The sequence below is a fragment of the Peptoanaerobacter stomatis genome (assembly GCF_000238095.2).
GTDB classification, from domain to species: Bacteria; Bacillota; Clostridia; order Peptostreptococcales; family Filifactoraceae; genus Peptoanaerobacter; species Peptoanaerobacter stomatis_A.
Window position 1 is genome coordinate 212724 of the sequence record NZ_JH815225.1, and the last position, 22251, is coordinate 234974.

16 protein-coding genes are annotated in these 22251 nt (G+C 29.9%); 15 read left to right on the top strand and 1 reads right to left on the bottom strand.

Annotation, left to right across the window (positions count from 1 at the left end; all coding sequences use genetic code 11):
- Positions 1-322 precede the first annotated feature (322 nt).
- Both rd and HMPREF9630_RS00915 read left to right on the top strand, forming a co-directional pair.
- A complete protein-coding gene (gene rd, locus HMPREF9630_RS00910) occupies positions 323-481 on the top strand; it encodes a rubredoxin (RefSeq protein ID WP_009525873.1) in 159 nt (52 codons plus the stop codon).
- A gap of 175 nt (positions 482-656) precedes the next feature.
- The gene (locus HMPREF9630_RS00915; protein WP_009526664.1) at positions 657-1715 is read left to right on the top strand and encodes a copper amine oxidase N-terminal domain-containing protein; all 1059 of its coding nucleotides are present in this window, start codon (positions 657-659) and stop codon (positions 1713-1715) included.
- A 464-nt stretch (positions 1716-2179) separates the two neighbouring features.
- Here the strand turns inward: HMPREF9630_RS00915 and HMPREF9630_RS00920 are convergent, their stop codons facing one another.
- Entirely contained in the window at positions 2180-2761 is a 582-nt protein-coding gene (locus HMPREF9630_RS00920; protein WP_009526665.1) for a GDSL-type esterase/lipase family protein, read from the bottom strand.
- A gap of 376 nt (positions 2762-3137) precedes the next feature.
- On the opposite strand from HMPREF9630_RS00920, the gene HMPREF9630_RS00925 reads away from it, so the two are divergent.
- The 13 genes from HMPREF9630_RS00925 (at position 3138) to HMPREF9630_RS00985 (ending at position 22248) form a co-directional block, all read left to right on the top strand.
- Positions 3138-4397: a hypothetical protein gene (locus tag HMPREF9630_RS00925; protein WP_009526666.1), complete on the top strand. Its 1260-nt coding sequence runs from the start codon at positions 3138-3140 to the stop codon at positions 4395-4397.
- 633 nt (positions 4398-5030) lie between these two features.
- A complete protein-coding gene (locus tag HMPREF9630_RS00930) occupies positions 5031-6860 on the top strand; it encodes an NAD(P)-binding protein (protein ID WP_009526667.1) in 1830 nt (609 codons plus the stop codon).
- Entirely contained in the window at positions 6854-8638 is a 1785-nt protein-coding gene (locus HMPREF9630_RS00935) for a [FeFe] hydrogenase, group A (RefSeq protein WP_009526668.1), read from the top strand. The genes HMPREF9630_RS00930 and HMPREF9630_RS00935 overlap by 7 nt, the downstream gene beginning before the upstream one ends.
- Positions 8639-8856: 218 nt before the next feature.
- Positions 8857-10824 (top strand): excinuclease ABC subunit UvrB, encoded by a 1968-nt coding sequence (gene uvrB / locus HMPREF9630_RS00940; protein ID WP_009526669.1) that lies wholly within the window; start codon positions 8857-8859, stop codon positions 10822-10824.
- 153 nt (positions 10825-10977) lie between these two features.
- Complete coding sequence (gene uvrA / locus HMPREF9630_RS00945; protein WP_009526670.1) at positions 10978-13800, top strand: excinuclease ABC subunit UvrA; 2823 nt, start codon at positions 10978-10980, stop codon at positions 13798-13800.
- Between the two features lie 248 nt (positions 13801-14048).
- Positions 14049-14933 (top strand): DegV family protein, encoded by an 885-nt coding sequence (locus HMPREF9630_RS00950; protein ID WP_009526671.1) that lies wholly within the window; start codon positions 14049-14051, stop codon positions 14931-14933.
- A 27-nt stretch (positions 14934-14960) separates the two neighbouring features.
- Positions 14961-16001 (top strand): DNA polymerase III subunit delta, encoded by a 1041-nt coding sequence (gene holA, locus HMPREF9630_RS00955; RefSeq protein WP_009526672.1) that lies wholly within the window; start codon positions 14961-14963, stop codon positions 15999-16001.
- Between the two features lie 109 nt (positions 16002-16110).
- On the top strand, positions 16111-16893 hold the full coding sequence (locus HMPREF9630_RS00960; RefSeq protein ID WP_009526673.1) for a threonine/serine exporter family protein: 783 nt from the start codon (positions 16111-16113) through the stop codon (positions 16891-16893).
- Positions 16894-17277: 384 nt separating this feature from the next.
- Complete coding sequence (locus HMPREF9630_RS00965) at positions 17278-17724, top strand: threonine/serine exporter family protein (RefSeq protein ID WP_009526674.1); 447 nt, start codon at positions 17278-17280, stop codon at positions 17722-17724.
- Positions 17725-17880: 156 nt separating this feature from the next.
- The gene (locus HMPREF9630_RS00970) at positions 17881-18945 is read left to right on the top strand and encodes a MazG nucleotide pyrophosphohydrolase domain-containing protein (protein WP_009526675.1); all 1065 of its coding nucleotides are present in this window, start codon (positions 17881-17883) and stop codon (positions 18943-18945) included.
- 78 nt (positions 18946-19023) lie between these two features.
- Positions 19024-19329 (top strand): HU family DNA-binding protein, encoded by a 306-nt coding sequence (locus tag HMPREF9630_RS00975; protein WP_009525884.1) that lies wholly within the window; start codon positions 19024-19026, stop codon positions 19327-19329.
- A 366-nt stretch (positions 19330-19695) separates the two neighbouring features.
- On the top strand, positions 19696-20745 hold the full coding sequence (locus HMPREF9630_RS00980) for a Fic family protein (protein WP_009526676.1): 1050 nt from the start codon (positions 19696-19698) through the stop codon (positions 20743-20745).
- On the top strand, positions 20746-22248 hold the full coding sequence (locus tag HMPREF9630_RS00985; protein ID WP_009526677.1) for a class I SAM-dependent DNA methyltransferase: 1503 nt from the start codon (positions 20746-20748) through the stop codon (positions 22246-22248).
- Positions 22249-22251: the final 3 nt, after the last annotated feature.

A 22251-nucleotide genomic window follows, 5' to 3' on the forward strand; every position in this document is an offset into this window, starting at 1 on the left:
AATTTTAAAATATTATTTTTTACATAAATATTGAAATTAAAACAAAAAATGGGGTTTAATAAAATTATGTTTTATATGATATATTATTACAAATTGTAATTAGTTATTGTGTTATATTTAAATTTATAGTAAAATTATATATATTTTATTTTACAGTGTTATTTATAGATTATAGTGGGGTATAAGATAATTGCTTTTGAATAAGCAAAAATTTACCTCATATAAGAGAAATAGTTTAAGCTTATAATTAAAACTTAATTATAAGTATTATTAGAGCAAGGCTCTACTACAAAATTAAATTTTAAAAAGGAGAATATTTTTTATGCAAAAATATGTATGTGATGTATGTGGATATGTTTATGATCCTGCTGTTGGAGATGAAGAAAACGGAATAGCACCAGGAACAAGCTTTGGGGATTTGCCGGATGATTGGGTTTGTCCAGTATGTGGAGTTGATAAAGACAGTTTTTCACAAGAATAATAAAAAATCTAAATCCTCTTTTTAATTATAAGAGGATTTTTTCTTTTTTGACAAAGTATTTAATTTTTAAGACAATCACCGATTTATTGAATTAATATATCAAATGATTATTTTATAAATATTTTTATTTTGAATATAAATTTAATTTTGGTGTAACTTATAAGAGGTGAATTATATGAAATTTTTAAACAAAATTATTTTTTCCTTTTTGTTATTATTACTTTTTAACATATCTTTCAGTGATGCTGAAGGTATATATATAAATAATAACAAAATTCAAAACTCGACTCCTGTATTGATACAAAATGATAAAGCTTTTATAGCAGCAGGTGACTTATCAGTTGCAATAGGTGGAAGCATATCTTGGAACAAGGATTCAAAAACTGCAACTATAAAAACAGATACTTTAAAAATAGAGTTTACGAATGGGAGCAATATTGTTAAATTAAACGACAACAAAGTTTCTATAGAATTAAAACCGGTATTAAAAAATGGAAAACTTATGATTCCTGCAACTGTTTTAAGAGATTTTTTAAATTTTAAAATATCTTGGAATTATAAAACTAAGAATTTTTTAATAAATTCAGATGAAAAATCCATTGTCGATACTATAAAATTTTCTCAAAAAAATGATACTGCAAAACTTGAAAAAACAATAGGGTCTGATTCAGAAAAATTCAGCTTTACCTATGCTCTAACCGACGATGTAAAAAACGAAAAATATTTAGTTGACGGAAAATATTTCATATTTAAAGCAGGAGAGAAGGGTAATGTTACAAAAGGACTTAACGGTTATTTTTATATGAATGTATATACTTTTGATGTATATTATTATCCTCTTGATTCTACAAATGACGGAAATGGTATAAAAAAGTACAGCAATGGAAAAGAAGTTTCAGATTTCAACAAAAATGGAAGAAATACTATACACTCTTTGATTGCAACTACTCATATGATAAATGACATAAAAGAATCTGACAACTCTTTGGCTAATTTTACCTATACAAGAAAAGATAATATAAATAAAGAGTATTTAAAACATATACCTAAAGCAACTTATTACTATTACCAAGCGAGTAAAAAAGAAAATAATGCACTTAAACCTCAGTTTGAGATAGCTCAAAATGCAAGCACACTGGATGTTTATATATTTTTGAAAAAGGAAAACGGAGTAAATATAGTGCAATTACCTGATAAGCTTATAAAAACAATAAACGTTAATAAAAAAGATTAAAGAAACTCAATATATAGTTTGATAAATATTTTTCAAATGTATTTGCAAATGAAAAGCTTTAGATAGTTTTCTAAGCATAGTATTACCTATATCTTTTGTGATAAACACGAGGATATAGGTTTTTTTATTCATTAAATTATTTACCAATTAATTCTAAAAACTGTTACAAATTATAATATTTTTAAATTGTATATATTTATTCTTTTGAAAAAGTATAGATTTTTAAGTATATAATTATACTATGATTTGTATACTATCACTTAATTAAAAGGACATATATTTATATTTTTAATAAGCTAATGAAAATTCATTGTTAACTATTATTCTATATGTTTTTTAATTAGTGTTATATGATAAGAAAATATAGCAAATAAAATCTATTATAAATAAATTGACCATAAATTGGAATTTTTACAATAAAATCGTAAATTAATTCAAAAATTAGTAAGGAAATATAAAAATTACTATTTTATAAATCTGAAGTAGTCTATAAAAGCCTCTGCCATATATTTTGTGCCTAATTCATTGGGATGGAGTCCGTCAGAGAACAATAGGTTTTTAACATTGTTGTATGGGCAATTTTCCAATGCCTTTCTGTAGTTGATCGTATCTATTTTAAAAGAATTTGCAAAATTGATAAGCCAAGTTTCATATTCTATCAAGGAGAGCTCTATTCGTTTGTAATCAGTGAATAATCCCCATTCATACGGAATGTCATCGACAACTATACCGGTAGAAATACCTAAAATAGGTATGATATTTTCATTTTGTGCTTGACGTATCATCTCCATTATATTAGATTTTACTATATTCAATTTTCCAATACAAATCAAATCATTAACTCCACCCATGATATGTACATATTGCGGATTTTGTGTAATGACATCTTTGTAAAAACGATTCAACATTCCGCTTGATGTATCTCCGTTGATTCCATAATTTAAAATTTCATAGCCTGTTCTTTGCTTTGAAATCTCTATCCAAGTTTTATTTGGCTCAATATTATATCCATAGGTGATGCTATCTCCAATACATACAATTTTCATAGTCTGCTCCTTATATGATTATGTAATACTATTTTCTAATAAAGTTATGGATAACTTGTATAACATTAATATAAATAGTCTACCAAAAAAATTAATTATTATGTTTTTCCATTATTCTATAAGATTTTAGTATAAAACGTTAATTTTCTGTTTCTCATGTATAAGATTATATCAAAACCACTTTATAACTTCAACAATAAGTCTATTTCAATACAGACAGTTTTGGTGTATAATAAGTATAGTAAGTATAGTAAAAAAATCAGAATTTTACAGGTGATTGAAAATTAACCCATGGTTTTGCAGATTTTATATTAATGGCATTAAAAGTATTCTTTAAGATATTAAAAAAGTAATTTAGGAAGGAAGGGAAATACATATGAAGAAGAAGATGGCTTTTTTATTAGTGTTATTTATGCTCATGTCAGGTTTTTCTGTATGTCAGTCAAAGAAAGATGGTTTGTCAAAAGGAAGTTTAGATGCCGATACTAAAAAAACACAAGAAACTCAAGAAAAGAAGAATTCTGATAAAGCATCACTTGGAAAAGAAGATGCTAAATCTGATCAAAAACAAATTTCTCAAAAATCTGTAAATAAGGTATCTAAAGATGATATAAAGGGAAAAGAAGCAGAAGCTCTAAAAATCTATTCACCGCTTTTAGATGAATACCATAAAATTATTTCAAATTATAGCGAAGATTTTGCTCAAGACTATGAAGTTGACGATGATAAAATAGGAGTTTTTGAATATTTGTGGACAAACTCTTCTGATAATCTGGTTTTGTTTGGTTATTGCTTAGAGGATTTTAACAAAGATGGAGTTTTGGAGCTTGTAATAAGTACCCCTAAAAAACAGGAAAACGGAGAATATAAAAGTGAGGATATATTGGCTCTTTACACTATTTCAGATGACGAAGTGAAGCCGGTTATCATAGGTTCTTCAAGAGACAGTCATTGTTATCTTGGAGATGGAAAATTTTATAATCTACGTTCTTTAGGTGGCTTGTATTATGCGAACGGTGTTTATAAATTGAGTAAAGATGTACAGAAGATGGAGTATATAGATTTTTATTTCAGTGATGAAAAAGAACCTTCAAGTGGAATAATAACTTATTATCACAATAACACAGGAGTTATGGATAAATCGGTTTCAGAGGAATTAAATATTAGTGAAGATGAATTTTGGAAAATAGACGAGAAATTTTTAAAACAAGCAAAACCTTTGAAATTTAATTTATTTTCAGATTATGAAGAGGGTCAATATTCAGGATTGCCGTTAAGTATTGCCAATTCTAAAAAAGAAGAATTGGATTATGTATATGATTATGATTCTTTTATAGCGGAAGATAAAAAATATCCGGTTAAAGCAACATTGCAGGCGAAAAAAGATTATACGGATCTCAAGATTTTAGAACTTGAGTATGTAGGGCAGGATAAAAAAGATAATCCTAAATTTTCAACTAAAGTTGTATATGAAGCAGGTGAATCTCCATCAGCAAGACCTTTTATATTGGGATTGAAATTTTTGGGAAGTATTCCAAACAATGGAATTTCATTTGTTGATGAAAATGGAAAAACAAGATACTTTATGATATACGAAAGTGGTAAGGATGGCTCTTTGCTCTTAAGTGAGTTTTAATTCATTTTTTATATATATATTATCTGATGCTAAAATCCATTTAAGATGATATAAACAATAGCAAAAGATATAAAATTATAAATTCATTCATGTAATTGACTTGTTCGATTACTTATACTAAATCCTAATAGAATAATAGGTAATTTATGTGAGGAATCCATAAATATTGTTAGATTTTTATTAAACATATCCAACAATATTTTTCTATTGTTATATTGAGTTTTAGTATTATAGTATGTAGTTGTAAATAGCTTTGATTGAAGAAAAAAGTAAAGAAATTTTTCTTTAGTTATTAACATTTTGCAATGTTATTTAACAGGTCAATTATATTTTTTTTGTCAAAAAATAAACTAATATTGCATTTATGAGATAATTAATTTAAAATGAAAATTGTATACTTGATTAATATAAAAATTTATTATTTCAATGCAAGTTTACAAAAAAAGTAATACAAATTATATATAAAAAGATATATATTAATAAATTATAATTATATTGTTGCTAATTACATAATAAAAAAGTTAATCTACTTATCACCAATTTACTGATAAGTAGATAAAATATGGCAGAGATAACGATGTTATAAAACTATATATTTTATATATGATTGGTAAAAAGAAAGGGGATTTTTATATGAGTAGATTGGAACTTCGTTCCAGAAGTAATTCTCAACTTATAGTCGAAGATATATACGATGATTTAAGCCTAAGAATAAAATCAGGTCCTATTGGAGTCTGTCCGGTAGATACCACAAGAGCATTTATAGAGATGAGTCATTCTCAGACTTGTGGAAAATGTGTCCCGTGTCGTGTAGGACTTTTACAGCTTAAGCATCTCATAACGGATGTACTCAGAGGAGATGCAGATATATCTGTTATAGATCTTATAGAAGAAACAGCAAAATCTATATATGAAACAGCTGACTGTGCCATAGGTTATGAAGCGGCTCAAATGGTATATAAAAGCGTAAAATATTGTAGAGATGATTATGAAGAACATATAAACAGCGGAAGATGTACTTGCTTAAACACACAGCCGGTTCCATGTGTTTCGCTTTGTCCGGCGGGAATAGATATACCTGGATACATAGCTTTAGTAAAAGAAGAACGTTATGCAGATGCCATAAGGCTTATAAGAAAAGACAATCCTCTTCCTACAACTTGTGCTTACATATGTGAACATCCTTGTGAAGAAAGATGTAGAAGAAATATGATAGATGATTCTATCAACATAAGGGGAATAAAAAGAGTTGCGTCTGATTTTGCAGGAGAAGTAGATCCACCAAAATGCAATGTTTCTACAGGAAAAAAGATAGCTGTAATAGGAGGCGGACCGGCAGGATTAAGTGCAGCATACTATTTACAATTAATGGGTCATCAAACAACTGTATATGAGATGTTGCCTAAACTTGGAGGGATGTTGAGATATGGTATACCTAATTACAGACTTCCTAAAAAACGTTTAGATGATGATATAGATGCAATTTTAAAAACAGGTGTAGAAGTTAAATTTGGATTAAAAATAGGTGTTGACATAGATTTTAACGAATTAAGTAGAAAATACGATGCAACTCTAATAACGATAGGAGCTTCAACTGATAAAAAACTTGGTCTTGAAGGTGAAGATAATGAAAATGTAGTTTCAGCAGTAAAATTTTTAAGAGAAGTGGGACTTGATAAAGCAAAAAGACTTGACGGTAAAAAAACAGTAGTAATTGGCGGAGGAAATGTTGCAATGGATGCTGTAAGAACTGCTGTAAGGCTTGGAAGTGAAAAAGTGAGCTGTGTTTATAGAAGAAGAACTGCTGATATGACGGCTTTACCTATGGAGATTGAAGGAGCTTTAGCTGAAGGAGTAGAACTTATAACTTTAAAAGCACCTAAAAAACTTGAAATTATAGATGGTGTACTGAAAGGGATATGGGTAACTCCACAAATGATATCCAAAATAAAAGATAAAAGGGCAAATGTAATACCTTCCGGAGAAGAGGACGAGTTTATAGAATGTGATAATATAGTGGTAGCAATAGGACAAGATATAGAAACTAAGCATTATGAAGATGCAGGAATACCTGTGGCAAAAGGGAAAATATTTTCTTTACCTACAGGAGGTTTTGATGCTCTACCTAATATATTTTCAGGAGGTGACTGTGCATCAGGTCCATCTACCGTTATAAAAGCGATAGCGGCAGGGAAAGTACTTGCAGCGAATATAGATGAATACTTGGGATATAGACACGAAATAAGTTGTGACGTTGATATACCGATACCAAATAAAGATGACAGACCGTCTTGTGCAAGAGTTGAACTTGGAGAGCGTGAGGCATGTGAAAGAAAAGATGATTTTGAAGAGATTGAATTATGTATGCCTAAAATGGCAGCTATGCAAGAATGTGGAAGATGCTTACGCTGTGACCATTATGGATTCGGTATATTCAAAGGAGGTCGTGAAAACTTATGGTAAATTTAATAATAGATGGTGTAAATGTAAGTGTTGATGAAGGAACAAGTATAATGGATGCTGCTAAAATTGTCGGTATAAATATTCCCAAACTTTGTTTTTTGAAAGACATAAACGAGATAGCAGCATGTAGAGTGTGCGTTGTAGAAGTGGAAGGCATAGATAGATTAGTTACCTCATGCAATAATTCTGTTGAAGAGGGAATGATTATACATACTGACAGCCAAAGAGTGAGACTTGATCGTTATAGAACTGTTCAGATGATACTTTCTCAGCATGATTGTAAATGCGCAACCTGTGTTCGTTCAGGAAACTGTTCATTGCAAGCACTGTCAAATGACTTAAATATAAGGGATATTCTTTACGGAGAAGTGCTTGAAAGACAAGAGTGGGACAGAACATTTCCGCTTGTAAGAAATTCTACGAAATGTATAAAATGTATGCGCTGTATACAGGTCTGTGATAAAATTCAAAGTCTCAATGTATGGGAGCTCGAAGGAACAGGAGCAAGAAGTACCGTAAATGTTTCAGGTTCAAGAACAATAAAAGAGGCGGATTGCTCTTTATGCGGACAATGTATTACACACTGTCCTGTAGGGGCATTAGTGGAACGAGATGATACAGAAAGATTGTGGAGAGCATTTGCAGACCCTAATAAAGTAGTTGTAGTACAAGTGGCACCGGCTGTAAGAACGGCTTGGGCTGAAGACAGCAATCTTGGGAGAGAAGCAGGTACAGTAAATAAGATATTTGAAGGACTAAAAAAGATGGGAGCGGATTATGTATTTGATACATCATTTTCAGCTGATCTTACAATAATGGAAGAAGCATATGAATTTATAGACAGATTCAGTAATGGAGATCTTAAGGAAAGACCTATGTTTACTTCTTGTTGTCCGGGCTGGGTAAGATTTATAAAAAGCCAATATCCTCATTTGGTAAAACAACTTTCCACTGCAAAATCTCCTATGCAGATGTTCGGTTCAGTTATGAAATCATATTTTGCTCAAAGTATAGGTAAAAATCCTGAAGACATAGTTTCAGTTGCTATAATGCCTTGTCTTGCAAAAAAAGGAGAAAGCAATATGGAGTTATTCCATGGAGAATATGCAGGGCATGATACAGACTTAGTTATAACTACAAGAGAATTTGTAAGAATGTTAAGAGCGTCACATATAAATATTGAAAATTTAGTTGGAATAGAGCCTGATAAGTTATTCCATGATTATTCAGGCGCAGGAGTTATATTTGGAGCTACCGGAGGAGTGATGGAAGCGGCACTCAGAACAGCATACCATGCAATAATGGGAGTTAATTGCCCGGCAGACGCATTTGATGTGGTTAGAGCATCTTCACAAGAAACAGGAATAGTAGAGGCAAATTTTGAATTAAACGGTACAAATCTCAGAATAGGTGTAGCAAACGGCTTAGGAAATGCAAGAAAATTGATAGATAGTGTAGAAAATGGTGAAAAGCACTATGATTTTGTTGAAATAATGGCATGTCCCGGAGGATGTGTAGGGGGAGGAGGTCAACCCATACACGATGGAAGTGAGCTTGCATTTGAAAGAGGAAAAAATCTTTATTTTATAGATGAGAGTTCAACCATTAGATATTCTCATGAAAATCCTGATATAAAAGCTATTTATGAAAATTATTTTACAGAGCCTAATAGCCATAAAGCACATAGTCTTTTGCATACAGATCATAATTTATGGGAAATGCCTTCAGCGCCTAAGAAGAACAGAAACGGTTATGTACTTCCTGCAAAAATTAGATAATATATATATTTTTAAAACCTAAACTATATTTTTTTAAAAGAATTTTTATTCAAATAAAATAAATTAAAAACAGGTACATAGTTTTGATAAATTGTTGTACCTGTTTTTTAGCTTTAAATAAACTCAATAAATATTTTTATTTAATAGGTTTTATAGTATAATTGATGTGAATAACATAATATATTTTTTGATATAAAGAGAATTGAAAGGATATAACTATGCAGTTTGAAGTAATATCTTCATACAAACCTACAGGTGACCAACCACAAGCCATAAAAGCTATGAGCAAATCAATAAAAAAAGGGAATAAATTTCAAACTTTACTTGGAGTAACAGGTTCAGGTAAGACATTTACAATGGCTAATATAATACAAGAGGTTCAAAAGCCTACACTTGTAATTACACATAATAAAACTCTTGCAGCTCAATTATACAGTGAATTTAAGGAGTTTTTTCCAAATAATGCTGTGGAATATTTCGTATCGTATTATGACTATTATCAACCGGAGGCATATGTACCTCACAGCGACACATATATAGAAAAAGATTCATCTATAAATGACGAAATTGATAAGCTTCGTCACAGTGCTACAGCAGCTATATTGGAAAGACGAGATACAGTTGTAGTCGCATCAGTATCTTGCATATATGGACTTGGAGATCCTACGGATTATCTTGAAATGATGGTATCATTAAGACCGGAGCAGAACAAAGATAGAGATGATGTAATCAGAGAATTGGTAGAGATACAGTATGAAAGAAATGATGTAAATTTTGTCAGAGGAACGTTCAGAGTTAGAGGAGACATTCTTGAAATTTTACCTGCTAATACTGATGAAAGAGGATTGAGAATAGAATTTTTCGGAGATGAAATAGAAAGAATATCAGAGATAAATTATCTTACAGGTGAAGTTTTAGGGACAAGAGATCATGTTTCCATATTTCCGGCATCACATTATGTAACAAATAGAGGTAAGATGGAAAAAGCCATAAAAGGTATAGAGCAAGAATTAAAAGATAGAATACAATTCTTTGAAGATAATGATATGTTGTTGGAGGCGCAAAGAATTTCTCAGCGTACAAAATATGATATAGAAATGTTGAAAGAGATAGGAAATTGTAAAGGAATAGAAAATTATTCGCTTCACTTGACCGGAAGAAAAGTTGGCGAAAGACCGTTTACGCTGATAGATTTCTTTCCTGAGGATTTTTTGATAATAATAGATGAATCCCATGTAATGTTACCACAGCTACACGCTATGTATGCAGGTGACCATTCAAGGAAAAAATCATTAATAGATTACGGTTTTAGACTACCATCTGCATTTGACAACAGACCGCTCAAATTTGAAGAATTTGAAAGTATAATAAATCAAATAATGTTTGTATCTGCAACACCTGGAAAATATGAAATGGAAAAATCATCAGAATTCGGTGAGCAGGTTATACGGCCTACTGGTCTATTGGATCCTATTATAGAGGTCAGAAAAATTGAGGGACAGATAGATGATTTAATAGGCGAAATAAATTTAAGAGCTAAAAAAGATGAAAGAGTTTTGGTGACGACACTCACGAAGAAAATGGCGGAAAAACTTACAAGCTATCTTGAAAAAGTAGGTATAAGAGTAAAATATTTGCACTCTGATGTAGATACACTCGACAGAATAAAAATAATAAGAGATTTGCGAATAGGTGAATTTGATGTACTCGTAGGCATAAATCTTTTGAGAGAAGGACTTGATATTCCGGAGGTTTCGCTTGTTGCGATATTGGATGCAGATAAAGAAGGATTTTTGCGTTCAGAAACTTCACTCATACAGACTATAGGAAGAGCGGCAAGAAATGCTGACGGAAAAGTAATAATGTATGCAGATATAATAACAAATTCAATGCAAGTGGCTATTGAAGAAACAGATAGAAGAAGACATATACAAGAGCAATATAATAAAAAACACAATATAAAACCACAGACTATATATAAAGAAGTAAGAGATTTGATAGTTGCAACAAAAGTAGCAGAAACCGGTGAAAATTACGGTGTAAAAGATATTATAGAAGTAGAAGAATTGAAACAAAGAATTATATTGCTCACAGAGCAGATGCTTGCAGCAGCTGAAAACTTGGAATTTGAAAAAGCCGCAAAGTTAAGAGATACAATAAAAGAAATAGAAGCGAAGATTAAATAGGATAAAATGTTTCAAATAATATATATGTGGTATTTTTTAATTGTATTTTTGAAAATTTTTATATTGTTATATAATTAAATACAGTTCGTAAAAAATATAATTAATAGTATTTATATTTTCAAAAATAACATAAAAAATATATGAGGTTTTATAATGAATGATAAGATTATAATAAAGGGAGCAAAGGAGCATAACCTTAAGAATGTAGACCTTGAACTTCCACGAAATAAAATGATAGTTTTCACAGGTTTGTCAGGTTCCGGAAAATCGTCTTTGGCGTTTGACACTATATATGCTGAAGGGCAAAGACGATATGTGGAGAGTTTGTCATCTTATGCAAGGCAGTTTTTGGGCAGAATGGATAAACCTGATGTTGAATATATAGAAGGTCTTCCACCTGCCATATCTATAGACCAAAAAACCACATCAAACAATCCACGTTCTACAGTAGGTACAGTTACAGAAATATATGATTATTTGAGACTGTTATTTGCCAATATCGGTATACCTCATTGTCCTATATGTCATAATGAAATAAGACAGATGAGTATACAGGAGATAGTAGACAAAATTATGCTCTTTGACAGCAAAACCAAGATACAGATAATTTCTCCTATAATAAGAGGTAAAAAAGGCGCTCATGAAAAAGTTATTGAGGGAATAAAAAAAGACGGATATATAAGATTGAAGATTGACGGTCAGGATTATACAGTAGAAGATGAAATAAAATTAGAAAAAAATAAAAAACATGATATATCAATAGTAATAGATAGGCTTATAATAAAAGATAATTTGGAAAAAAGATTGGCGGACTCAATAGAAACTGCTGTAAATTTATCTGACGGTATACTTATAGTAGATGTCATAGGAGAAAAAGAAATTATGTATTCTACTAAACTTGCATGTCCTGAGCATGGTATAGCTATGAGTGATTTATCTCCTGCTATGTTTTCATTTAACAATCCTATGGGTGCGTGTCCTACTTGTCTTGGTCTTGGAACTATGAGCAACATAGATATAAATTTGCTCATACCTGATGATACACTTACTCTCAGACAAGGTGCGATAGATGCATGGAATACATCTGATGCAGCAAAAGAAGAAGGATATTATTTTAAATTAATTGAAGCGTTGGCGAAGAAAAATAAAATTTCGCTTGATATACCATATAAAGAACTACCTGAAGATTTTAGACAAAAACTTCTATATGGAACTAATGAGATAGTAGAATTTTCATTTGACAGTAAATTTGGTGGAAGCAGAAAATACAAATCTACTTTCGAAGGTGTAATACCGAATTTGGAGAGAAGATACAAAGAAACACCATCAAATCTTATAAGAGAAAAAATTGAGCAATATATGGTGGAAAGTCCCTGTCCGAGTTGTAAAGGAGCAAGACTTAAAGAGGAAATACTTTCTGTTACAGTTGGAGAAGAAAATATTGCAAGCGTTACAGATAAATCAATAACAGATTTGATAGGATACATTGATAATTTAAAACTTACAAAAAAAGAAAGCATAATAGCCGGAGAAATATTAAAAGAAATAAGAGCAAGAGCCACATTTTTGAAAGATGTCGGACTTGAATATTTGACTTTGTCAAGAAAAGCTGGAACATTATCTGGTGGAGAAGCACAAAGAATAAGACTTGCAACACAGATAGGTTCTGCACTTGTAGGAGTATTATATGTACTTGATGAGCCTTCGATAGGATTGCACCAAAGAGATAACGAAAGATTATTGGCGTCCCTTAGAAATCTTGCTGATATTGGAAACACTCTTATCGTAGTAGAGCATGATGATGATACTATAAAATCAGCAGATTATATAGTCGATATAGGACCCGGTGCAGGAACATATGGCGGAGAAGTTGTGGCTTGTGGTACAGTTGATGAAATAAAAAAATCTCCACGCTCAATCACCGGTCAATATTTATCAGGAAAGAAAAAAATACAAGTTCCAAAAACGAGAAGAGCTATTGAAAAAGGATATATAAATATTAAAAAAGCATCTGAAAATAATTTAAAGGATATAGATGTAGATATACCTCTTGGAGTTTTCACTTGTGTGACAGGCGTGTCAGGTTCAGGAAAAAGTACATTGGTAAATGAAATATTATATAAATCAGCATCATCAAAATTATATAAAAGTAAATTTAAAATAGGCAAATGTAAATCTGTAAACGGACTTGAAAAAATTGACAAAGTAGTAGATATAGACCAGTCACCTATAGGAAGAACTCCACGTTCAAATCCTGCAACATATACAGGAGTTTTTGACATAATAAGAGATGTGTTCGCAATGACACCGGAATCAAAGGCAAGAGGTTACAAAAAAGGAAGATTTTCATTCAATGTAAAAGGTGGAAGATGTGAAGCCTGTAACGGTGACGGAATAATAAAATTGGAAATGCACTTTTTGCCGGATGTATATGTACCATGCGAAGTATGTGACGGTAAGAGATATAATAGAGAAACATTGCAAGTGACTTACAAAGATAAAAGTATATCTGACGTATTGGATATGGATGTAAAAACTGCGATAGATTTTTTTGATTCAATCCCAAGAATAAAGAGAAAATTGGAGACATTGATACAAGTAGGACTATCTTATATAAAACTTGGACAACCGTCAACACAACTCTCAGGTGGAGAAGCACAGAGAATAAAATTGGCAACCGAGCTTAGTAAAATTTCTACAGGAAATACATTGTATATACTTGACGAGCCTACTACCGGACTTCATACAGACGATGTGAGCAAGCTTATAGAAGTTTTGCAAAAATTGACTGATTTAGGCAATACTGTAGTTGTTATAGAACACAATTTAGATGTCATAAAATCTTGCGATTATATAATAGATTTAGGACCTGAAGGCGGAGTAGGTGGTGGAACGATAGTGGCTACAGGCACGCCTGAAGAAGTTGCAAAAGTAAAAAAATCATACACAGGTAAATTTTTAAAAAATATGTTGTAAAAAATATAGACTGATATTATTATCTAACCAAACATGTTTCAGTATAAACTTAAAATATTTTATTGCTTGATTAAACTATCTGTCAAAATCATAAATTTGGCAGATAGTTTTTTAAGTAAAATTTAATTGAAAAAAAAATATAAATGTTTTATAATTATAAAAGTAAAAAACTAACTTTTATCTAAAAATTTTATATAATAATAAATACAACAAAATTATATATACAAAATATTAGAGAGGGGTAGCTTATGAGAGATATAGCTATAGTTACTGACTCTACATCAGATTTGCCTGATGAGTTCATTAAGGCTAACGATATACAAATTATACCTTTGCAGGTAAATTGTTCAAATAAAACTTATAAAGACAAGATAGAAATAACCTATGAAGAAATATATGTAAATTTGGATAAAGAAATTCCTACAACATCTCTTCCTTTTGCAGAAGATATTATAGATGTGTTTGAAAGGCTTAAAGCAAACAATATAAAAAATGTAGTGGGTTTGTTTTTGTCATCCAATTTAAGCGGTACTTACAATCTTATAAGTCAAATTGCAAAAGATTATTTGGAATATATGAACATAAAACTGATAGATACAAAAACCATATCAATGGGTATAGGTCATGCAGTAATACAGGCGGCAAATGCTGTAAAACTTGACAAATCTTTTGATGAGGTTATTGATATTGCAGTGAATACTGTCAAAAATACAAGAACTTTTTTTATGCTCGATACATTGACTTATCTTATAAAAGGTGGACGTATAGGCAAAGTAAGTGGTGTAGTAGGTAATATACTCAATATAAAACCCATAATAGGTGTTGATGAAATAGACACAGGTCAATATTATACAATAAAAAAAGTTAGAGGAAGAAATATTGCTCTTAAAACACTTAATGAAATAGTACAAAAATTGATAGATAAAAAGAAAGAATGTGTTGTTGCCATTGCAGATGCCATCGCTAAAGATGATAGAGATAAAGTATATGATATTATAAAATCCAATAACAACAATATTAAAGATTTTATAAAAACATCTGTTACCCCTGTAATAGCAGTGCATACAGGTCCGGGGCTTGTAGGAATATCCATATATTGCAAAGAAGGTCTTGACGATTTGAGAGCATATTGATTTTTTAGAAAGGGAAATTGTATTTAAATGAACGAAAAAGATTTATACAATAGTTTATCAGGAGATAATCTTCCTGTATATTTTTTGTGCGGACAAGAGAGATATCCCATAGACAAAGCTATACAAATTGTAAAAGATTCGCTCAATCCTAATTTTAGAGAACTTAATTTTACATTGATAGATTCTGAAAATGAAACGGATATAGATAATATGGTCAGCTGTTGTGAATCAATCCCTTTTATGGATACGAAAAGAGTCATTGTTGTCAAAAACTCCGATTTGTTTCAAACTACTAATAAAAGTCAGTCTAAAGAGCAGATGCAAAAGATAATAAACTATTTGGACTCCCCTTGTAATACAACTGTTGTAATTTTTGCACCTATGCAAGTGGATAAACGAAGCGAGTTATATAAATTTATGAAGAAAAAGTATGATATATATCAATCAGATAAACTTGATAAGGTAAAATTTTCTTCATGGGTTTCAGACAAGTTCAAAAGTAAAAATGTTATTATAGACAGTCATTCAAAGGAATACTTTATACAAAAAAGCGGATATTTATTCAAGGATTCTGAAATTACATTGCTTGATGTAGAAAGTGAAATAGATAAAATCTGCCTTAATTCCAATAACAATAATAATATAGTAAGCGTAATAGATATAGAAAAAGTAAGCAGTACAGTAAACGATAATGATGTTTTTAAATTTATAGACTATGTTTTTGCAGGAGATTTTAGAAATTCGCATTCGATGTTATATAATATTCTTGATGTGCAAAAAAATGCTATATTACTTCTATCACTTTTGGGAAGACAGCTTTCACTTTTGATAAAAATATATATACTTACAAAAGAAAAGTGTTCTAATGATACTATATCCAAAATGCTTATGTTGCATCCCTTTGTTGTAAAAAAATGCAATCTACAGCTAAAAAAATATTCATATAAAGAATTGCTGGATTTATATAATTTGTGCAGTGATATGGATTATAGAATAAAAAAAGGTCAAATAAGAGAAAATATAGGCATAGAAGTAATAGTAAGCAGAATTTGCAGAAATAAAAAATGATTTTAAAAACTGTATTAAATCATAATTAATACAGTTTTGTTTTATACTAAAAACCTAATAATAGATACGATAAATAAAAAATTATTTTTATAGGAGAACACTACATTGTATGAATGAAGAAAACAAAGAAATACTGTTTTTTGCACTGTCTTTGGGAGAACTTATGCTCTGCAATGGTGGTGAAATATATAGAGTTGAAGATATGATGCTAAGGATATGCAATGCAAGGAACATTAGCGGTATAAATGTATTTGCAACTCCTACAGTAATTATGATATCTTATAACGACCCTGAAAAATTGTGCATATTCAATAGAATAAATTCAAGGGGCTCTGATCTTGATAAAGTATCTATGATAAATAATCTTGCAAGAAAATTTACATCTACAAATATGAGTGTGCAAGAAGCAAAAAAAGCAATGGAAGTTATAAGAAGAAAAAAGCAAAATCATATAGTAAAGCTGATATTTGCAGGAATAGTAGCATCTTTTTATGCGGTGCTTTTTAACGGAAGTATAATTGACTTTTTTATAGCATTTATATTAGGTGTTGTATCACAGGCAGTATATGACTATTTTAATGCTGTCGCTGAATCACCTTTTTTATCCAATATATTGGCAGGCTTTGCAATAGGCTTTTTTGCACATATATCCGAAAAATTTATGGGAACATCTATTGATACAATAATAATCGGTGCCATAATGCCGTTTGTACCGGGACTTATACTCACAAATGCAGTGCGTGATTTTATATATGGAGATTTATTGTCAGGCTCATCACGATTTTTTGAAGCTATACTTGTCGGTACATCAGTTGCTGTAGGTGTATCTTTCGGTATTTCGGTATCAGGCTTAATAAATACTCTGTTTGAAAATATAATTGCAAAAATATAAAAAACTTTATAATTTAAAAACAAGCATATCTAATTTTACTTAGTTAATAAACCCTTAAAGATAAGGATTATTATTCTATTAATTTTTATACTAAACGCTAATTAAAAACTATATATACTTAAAAATTTATTTGAAATATAATGTGTCAATAGAAAGTGTATCAGATTAAAAACTATATATACTTAAAAAATTTATACTTTTTTTAAACAATATATTTTATGGTTTATAATAGAGCTTTAGTATTATTAATTATAAGTTAATTATGCATTTATTTTTGTTTAAGAGTAATTATACAATTTAACATAAGATAAGAATTTAATTCAATCATATGAAATATTTATAAAACGATATTTTCGATTTTATATTAAAAATAAAAGGAGAGTTATGTTTTATATATTAAAAAACTTTGTATTTTCATTTTTGGCTACAGTTGGATTTTCCATGCTTCTAAATGTACCGAAAAAATCTATACATTTATGCTCGCTTTCAGGGGCAGTAGGGTGGACATTTTATATAATACTTAGAAAACACGGTATAGACAATGTAAATTCGAATTTATATTCATCTATAATTATAGCGCTTATGGGAGAGATATTTGCGAGGCTTGATAAAGAGCCTGTTACTATTTTTGTTATTCCGGGAATATTTTGTATAGTGCCTGGATATGGTATATATAATGCAATGAAAAATCTTATGGAAAAAAATTATGAGCAAGCATCAAGAATAGGATTTGAAACTGTATTTGTTGCAGGAGCCATAGCCACAGGAATAATAATAGTATCATCTATATTTAAAATTTACAGCAAGTATAAATCAAAGGCAAAAATTTGATAATATTACCTAATTAAATTAGGAATATAATAAAAATTCTAAATTAAATGTATTTTTAGCTATGTCGGTGTTAGCAATCCATTTGATTAAATATATTTTTATATTTTAGTGGTACATATTATTTTAAATAGGTTTTAGTATAATAGGAGATTTTTTATGAAGATATATATTCTCGGACTTGGTGCAGGGAGCATTGATATAATAAGCAAAAAAGGATATGAGCTTCTCAAAAAAGAAGATATAAAAAAAATATTCAGAACAAAAGAACACGAAATAATACACGAATTGGCAAAAGAAAATATAGAGTTTGAAACTATGGATTATGTATATTTAAGTGAGCCGAATTTCGAAAGCGTTTATGAAAAAATAAGTGATATAATAATTGAGAAAGCAAAACAATATGACGAGATAGTATATGCTGTTCCGGGAAGTCCTTTTATTACTGAAGATACTACAAATATGATTATAAAAAAAGCACAAAATGAAAATATAGACATTCAAGTCATACCTTCTGTAAGCTTTATAGATGCGGTTATATGCACAATAAAAAAAGATCCTACAAAAAAACTGTATATAACAGATATATTTAATATAGATAAAAGCAGGATAAATCCTTTAAATAATATTATGATATCTCAAGTGTATGACAGATTTAAAGCTTCTGAATTAAAACTTATGCTAATGGATAGATACGATGATGAGCAGGAAATATATATAATAACTTCCGCAGGCGGTAAAGATGAAAAAGTAAAGACAGTAAAATTATATAAAATGGATTATTCTGATAATGAATACAGTCATTTGACGAGTATATTCATAGAAAGTGTTGAAGATAAAAAATATAACGATATAGAAGATTTGAGAAATCTGCTCAGAACTTTGAGGGGGAAAAATGGATGTCCTTGGGATAAAAAGCAAGATTTTTCTTCAATGGTAAAGTATGTGAAAGAAGAGGCAAATGAGGTAGCAGATGCTATAAACAATAACGATATGGATAATTTGCTTGAAGAGTTGGGAGATTTATTGTTTGAGATAGTATTTTTAACTAATCTTGCAGAAGAAAAAGGCATATTTTCTTTTGAAGAAGTAGTCGATGAAATAGTTAAAAAGATGATAAGAAGACATCCTCATGTATTTGAAAATATGGATATAAGCGGCAAAAACGTTGAAGATATATGGCAAGAAATAAAAAATATTGAAAAACAGCCAAAAAACTCTTGACGAACTGCAAAACACATTGTAAAATAAAGACGTGGAAAAAACCATAAGCCTTTATAATTTTTAAGGAGGAATTTTATAATGAATAAGTCAGAATTAGTATCAAAAATGGCTGAAAAAAGTGGACTTACAAAAAAAGATTCAGAATTAGCACTAAATGCTTTTATGGCATCAGTTGAAGAAGCATTAGTTAAACAAGAAAAAGTTCAATTAGTTGGATTTGGAACTTTTGAAACAAGAGAAAGAGCAGCAAGAGAAGGTAGAAATCCGAGAGATCCTAAAGTAAAAATAAAAATACCTGCATCAAAAGCACCTGTTTTCAAAGCTGGAAAAGGATTAAAAGAAAAAGTAAATGTGAACGGAAAAAAAGCAACAAAGAAAAAATAAGGAATTATATAGAAAATTACTATCACCTCAAAGGTAATAGTAATTTTTTTAATTTACGGACTTATATATTATATATCTTTTTAAAGATTTACTTTGTTTTAATAAACTACGTTGTCAATTAATTGAAAGATAAATTGTTTCGGATTTATCTTTATCCTTGCTTTTAGATTTGTCTTCTTTTTGTTTATAAGTATCGTATTTCTTTTTTGATTAGCTCATTTAACACTTTTAATTTAGTCAAAATATATTAAAATGACTAAATTAGAATTATTGACAACTAAATTAAAAAATAGTATTATAGGGATAGTTTAATCAAGTTATATATTAAATGAATGATTGAAATAAAAATGCTAATGAGGTAATTAGATGCGAGATTATAATTACGTAGAAAAATGGCATAAATTATTAACGCCTCAAATAGTTAAGAAGCTTGTTCTTATAAATGAATATAAGGGTAAATGTGGGATAATCATTGAATCGTATAAATATGAACTTAATGAATTGATAGAAATTGCCAAAATTCAAAGTATAGAGGCTTCAAACAGAATGGAAAGTATTTTGGTAGCAAAGGACAGATTGAAGAACTTAGTGCATGCGAAAACAATGCCTCGAAATAGTGAAGAGTGTGAAATAGTCGGATATAGAGATGTATTAAATATAATTCATGAGAATTATGATTATATTCCAATAAATATTAATTACCTTCTACAATTGCATAGGGATTTATATAAATTTATTGGAAGTATTGATGGAGGTGTATTTAAAACATCGGATAACATTATTAGCGATACTAATGAGAATGGAAATGAGAGCGTTATATTTAGACCTGTATCTGCATTGGAAACATATTCTTCCATAGATGCATTGTGTAATGCGTTTCATGAAGCAAAGGAAGAAGTTGATCCATTACTGCTTGATATAATGTTTATTTTAGATTTTATATGTATTCATCCGTTTAATGATGGAAATGCAAGAATTAGCAGGCTAATTACGTTACTTTTGTTACACCAATCAGGTTTTATAGTTGGCAAATACATTAGTATTGAAAAGATAATAGAAGAATCAAAAGAAAACTATTATAAAGCTATTGATAACAGCTACATTAAATGGCATGAAAATAAAAATGATTATAAGCCGTTTATAAATTATATGCTTGATGTGCTTATAAATGCTTATAAAGAATTTGAATATAAAGTGAATTTGTTGACGAATCCCCATTTTTCTAAAACGGATCGTATTCGAGAGATAATAAAAAATCATATAGGTACAATTACAAAATCTGAGTTGATGGAAATGAATCCTTATATTAGTGATACAACAATTCAAAGAGCTTTAGCAGATTTGTTAAAAAATGGAAAAATAAAAAAAATAGGCGGAGGCCGTTACACAAAATATGTGTGGAAAGTGAAGGACTAAATGATAACAGGTGAATTAAAAAATAAAATTGATAGTTTATGGGATATATTTGCTGCAGGTGGATTAGTTAATCCTCTTGAAGTGATTGAGCAGATTACATATCTGATGTTTATTCATGATTTGGATGATTCAGATAATATAAGAGCAAAAGAAAGTGCAATGTTGGGGCTTCCTTATAAGAGTATTTTTTCAGAAGAAGTAAAAATTGGGGAAAGAACTGTCGATGGTTTACAATTAAAATGGTCTATTTTCCATGATTTTCCAGCAGATAGAATGTACTCTGTAATACAAGAATGGGTATTCCCATTTATTAAAACATTGCACAGCGATAGAAATAGTGCTTATTCAAAATATATGGATGATGCAATTTTCAAATTACCAACACCACTTGTTTTGTCAAAAGTTGTAGATTCATTAGATGAAATATATAAAGTAATGAATGAAATTCAGACTGCTGATGTACGAGGTGACGTATATGAGTACCTTTTATCTAAGATTGCACAGTCAGGATTGAATGGACAATTTAGAACTCCAAGACATATTATTCGTATGATGGTTGAAATGATGAACCCTTCAAGCGATGAAGTGATTTGTGATCCTGCATGTGGAACTTCAGGATTTTTAGTTGCATCAGCAGAATATCTGAAAGAAAAGAAAAAGGAAGAAATTTTCTTCGATAAGCAGAAAAAAGACCATTATATGAACCATATGTTTTACGGATATGATATGGATAGAACCATGCTTCGTATAGGAGCCATGAATATGATGACACATGGAATTGATAATCCATTCATTGAATATAGAGATAGCTTATCAGATCAAAATGCCGATAAAGATAAATACACACTTGTACTTGCAAATCCGCCATTTAAAGGAAGTCTTGATGCAGAATCAGTATCAGGAGATTTGCTCAAGATTTGTAAGACAAAGAAAACAGAATTATTGTTCCTTACTTTATTTCTTCGAATTCTTAAAATTGGCGGTCGTTGCGCTTGTATAGTTCCGGATGGAGTTTTATTCGGCTCTTCAAAAGCACATAAGGATATTAGAAGAGAAATAGTTGAGAATCATAGATTAGAGGCAATCATTTCTATGCCTTCAGGAGTATTTAAACCGTATGCAGGAGTTTCAACTGCTATTCTTGTGTTTACAAAAACTGAGCATGGAGGAACAGACAATGTTTGGTTTTATGATATGAAAGCAGATGGCTTTAGCTTAGATGATAAACGCTCACCAATTGCAGAAAATGATATTGCAGATATTATTGAAAGATTTAAGAATTTAGAAAAGGAAACAGACAGAAAACGTACAGATAAATCATTTATGGTTCCAAAGAAAGATATTGTAAGTAATGATTATGATCTTAGTATCAATAAATATAAAGAGATTGAGTATGTAGCAGTAGAATATCCTCCAACATCTGAAATTATGACAAATATTCGTGAAATTGAAATGGAAATTGGTAGGGAGATGGAAGAGCTGGAGAGATTGTTGGAGCTGTAGTAT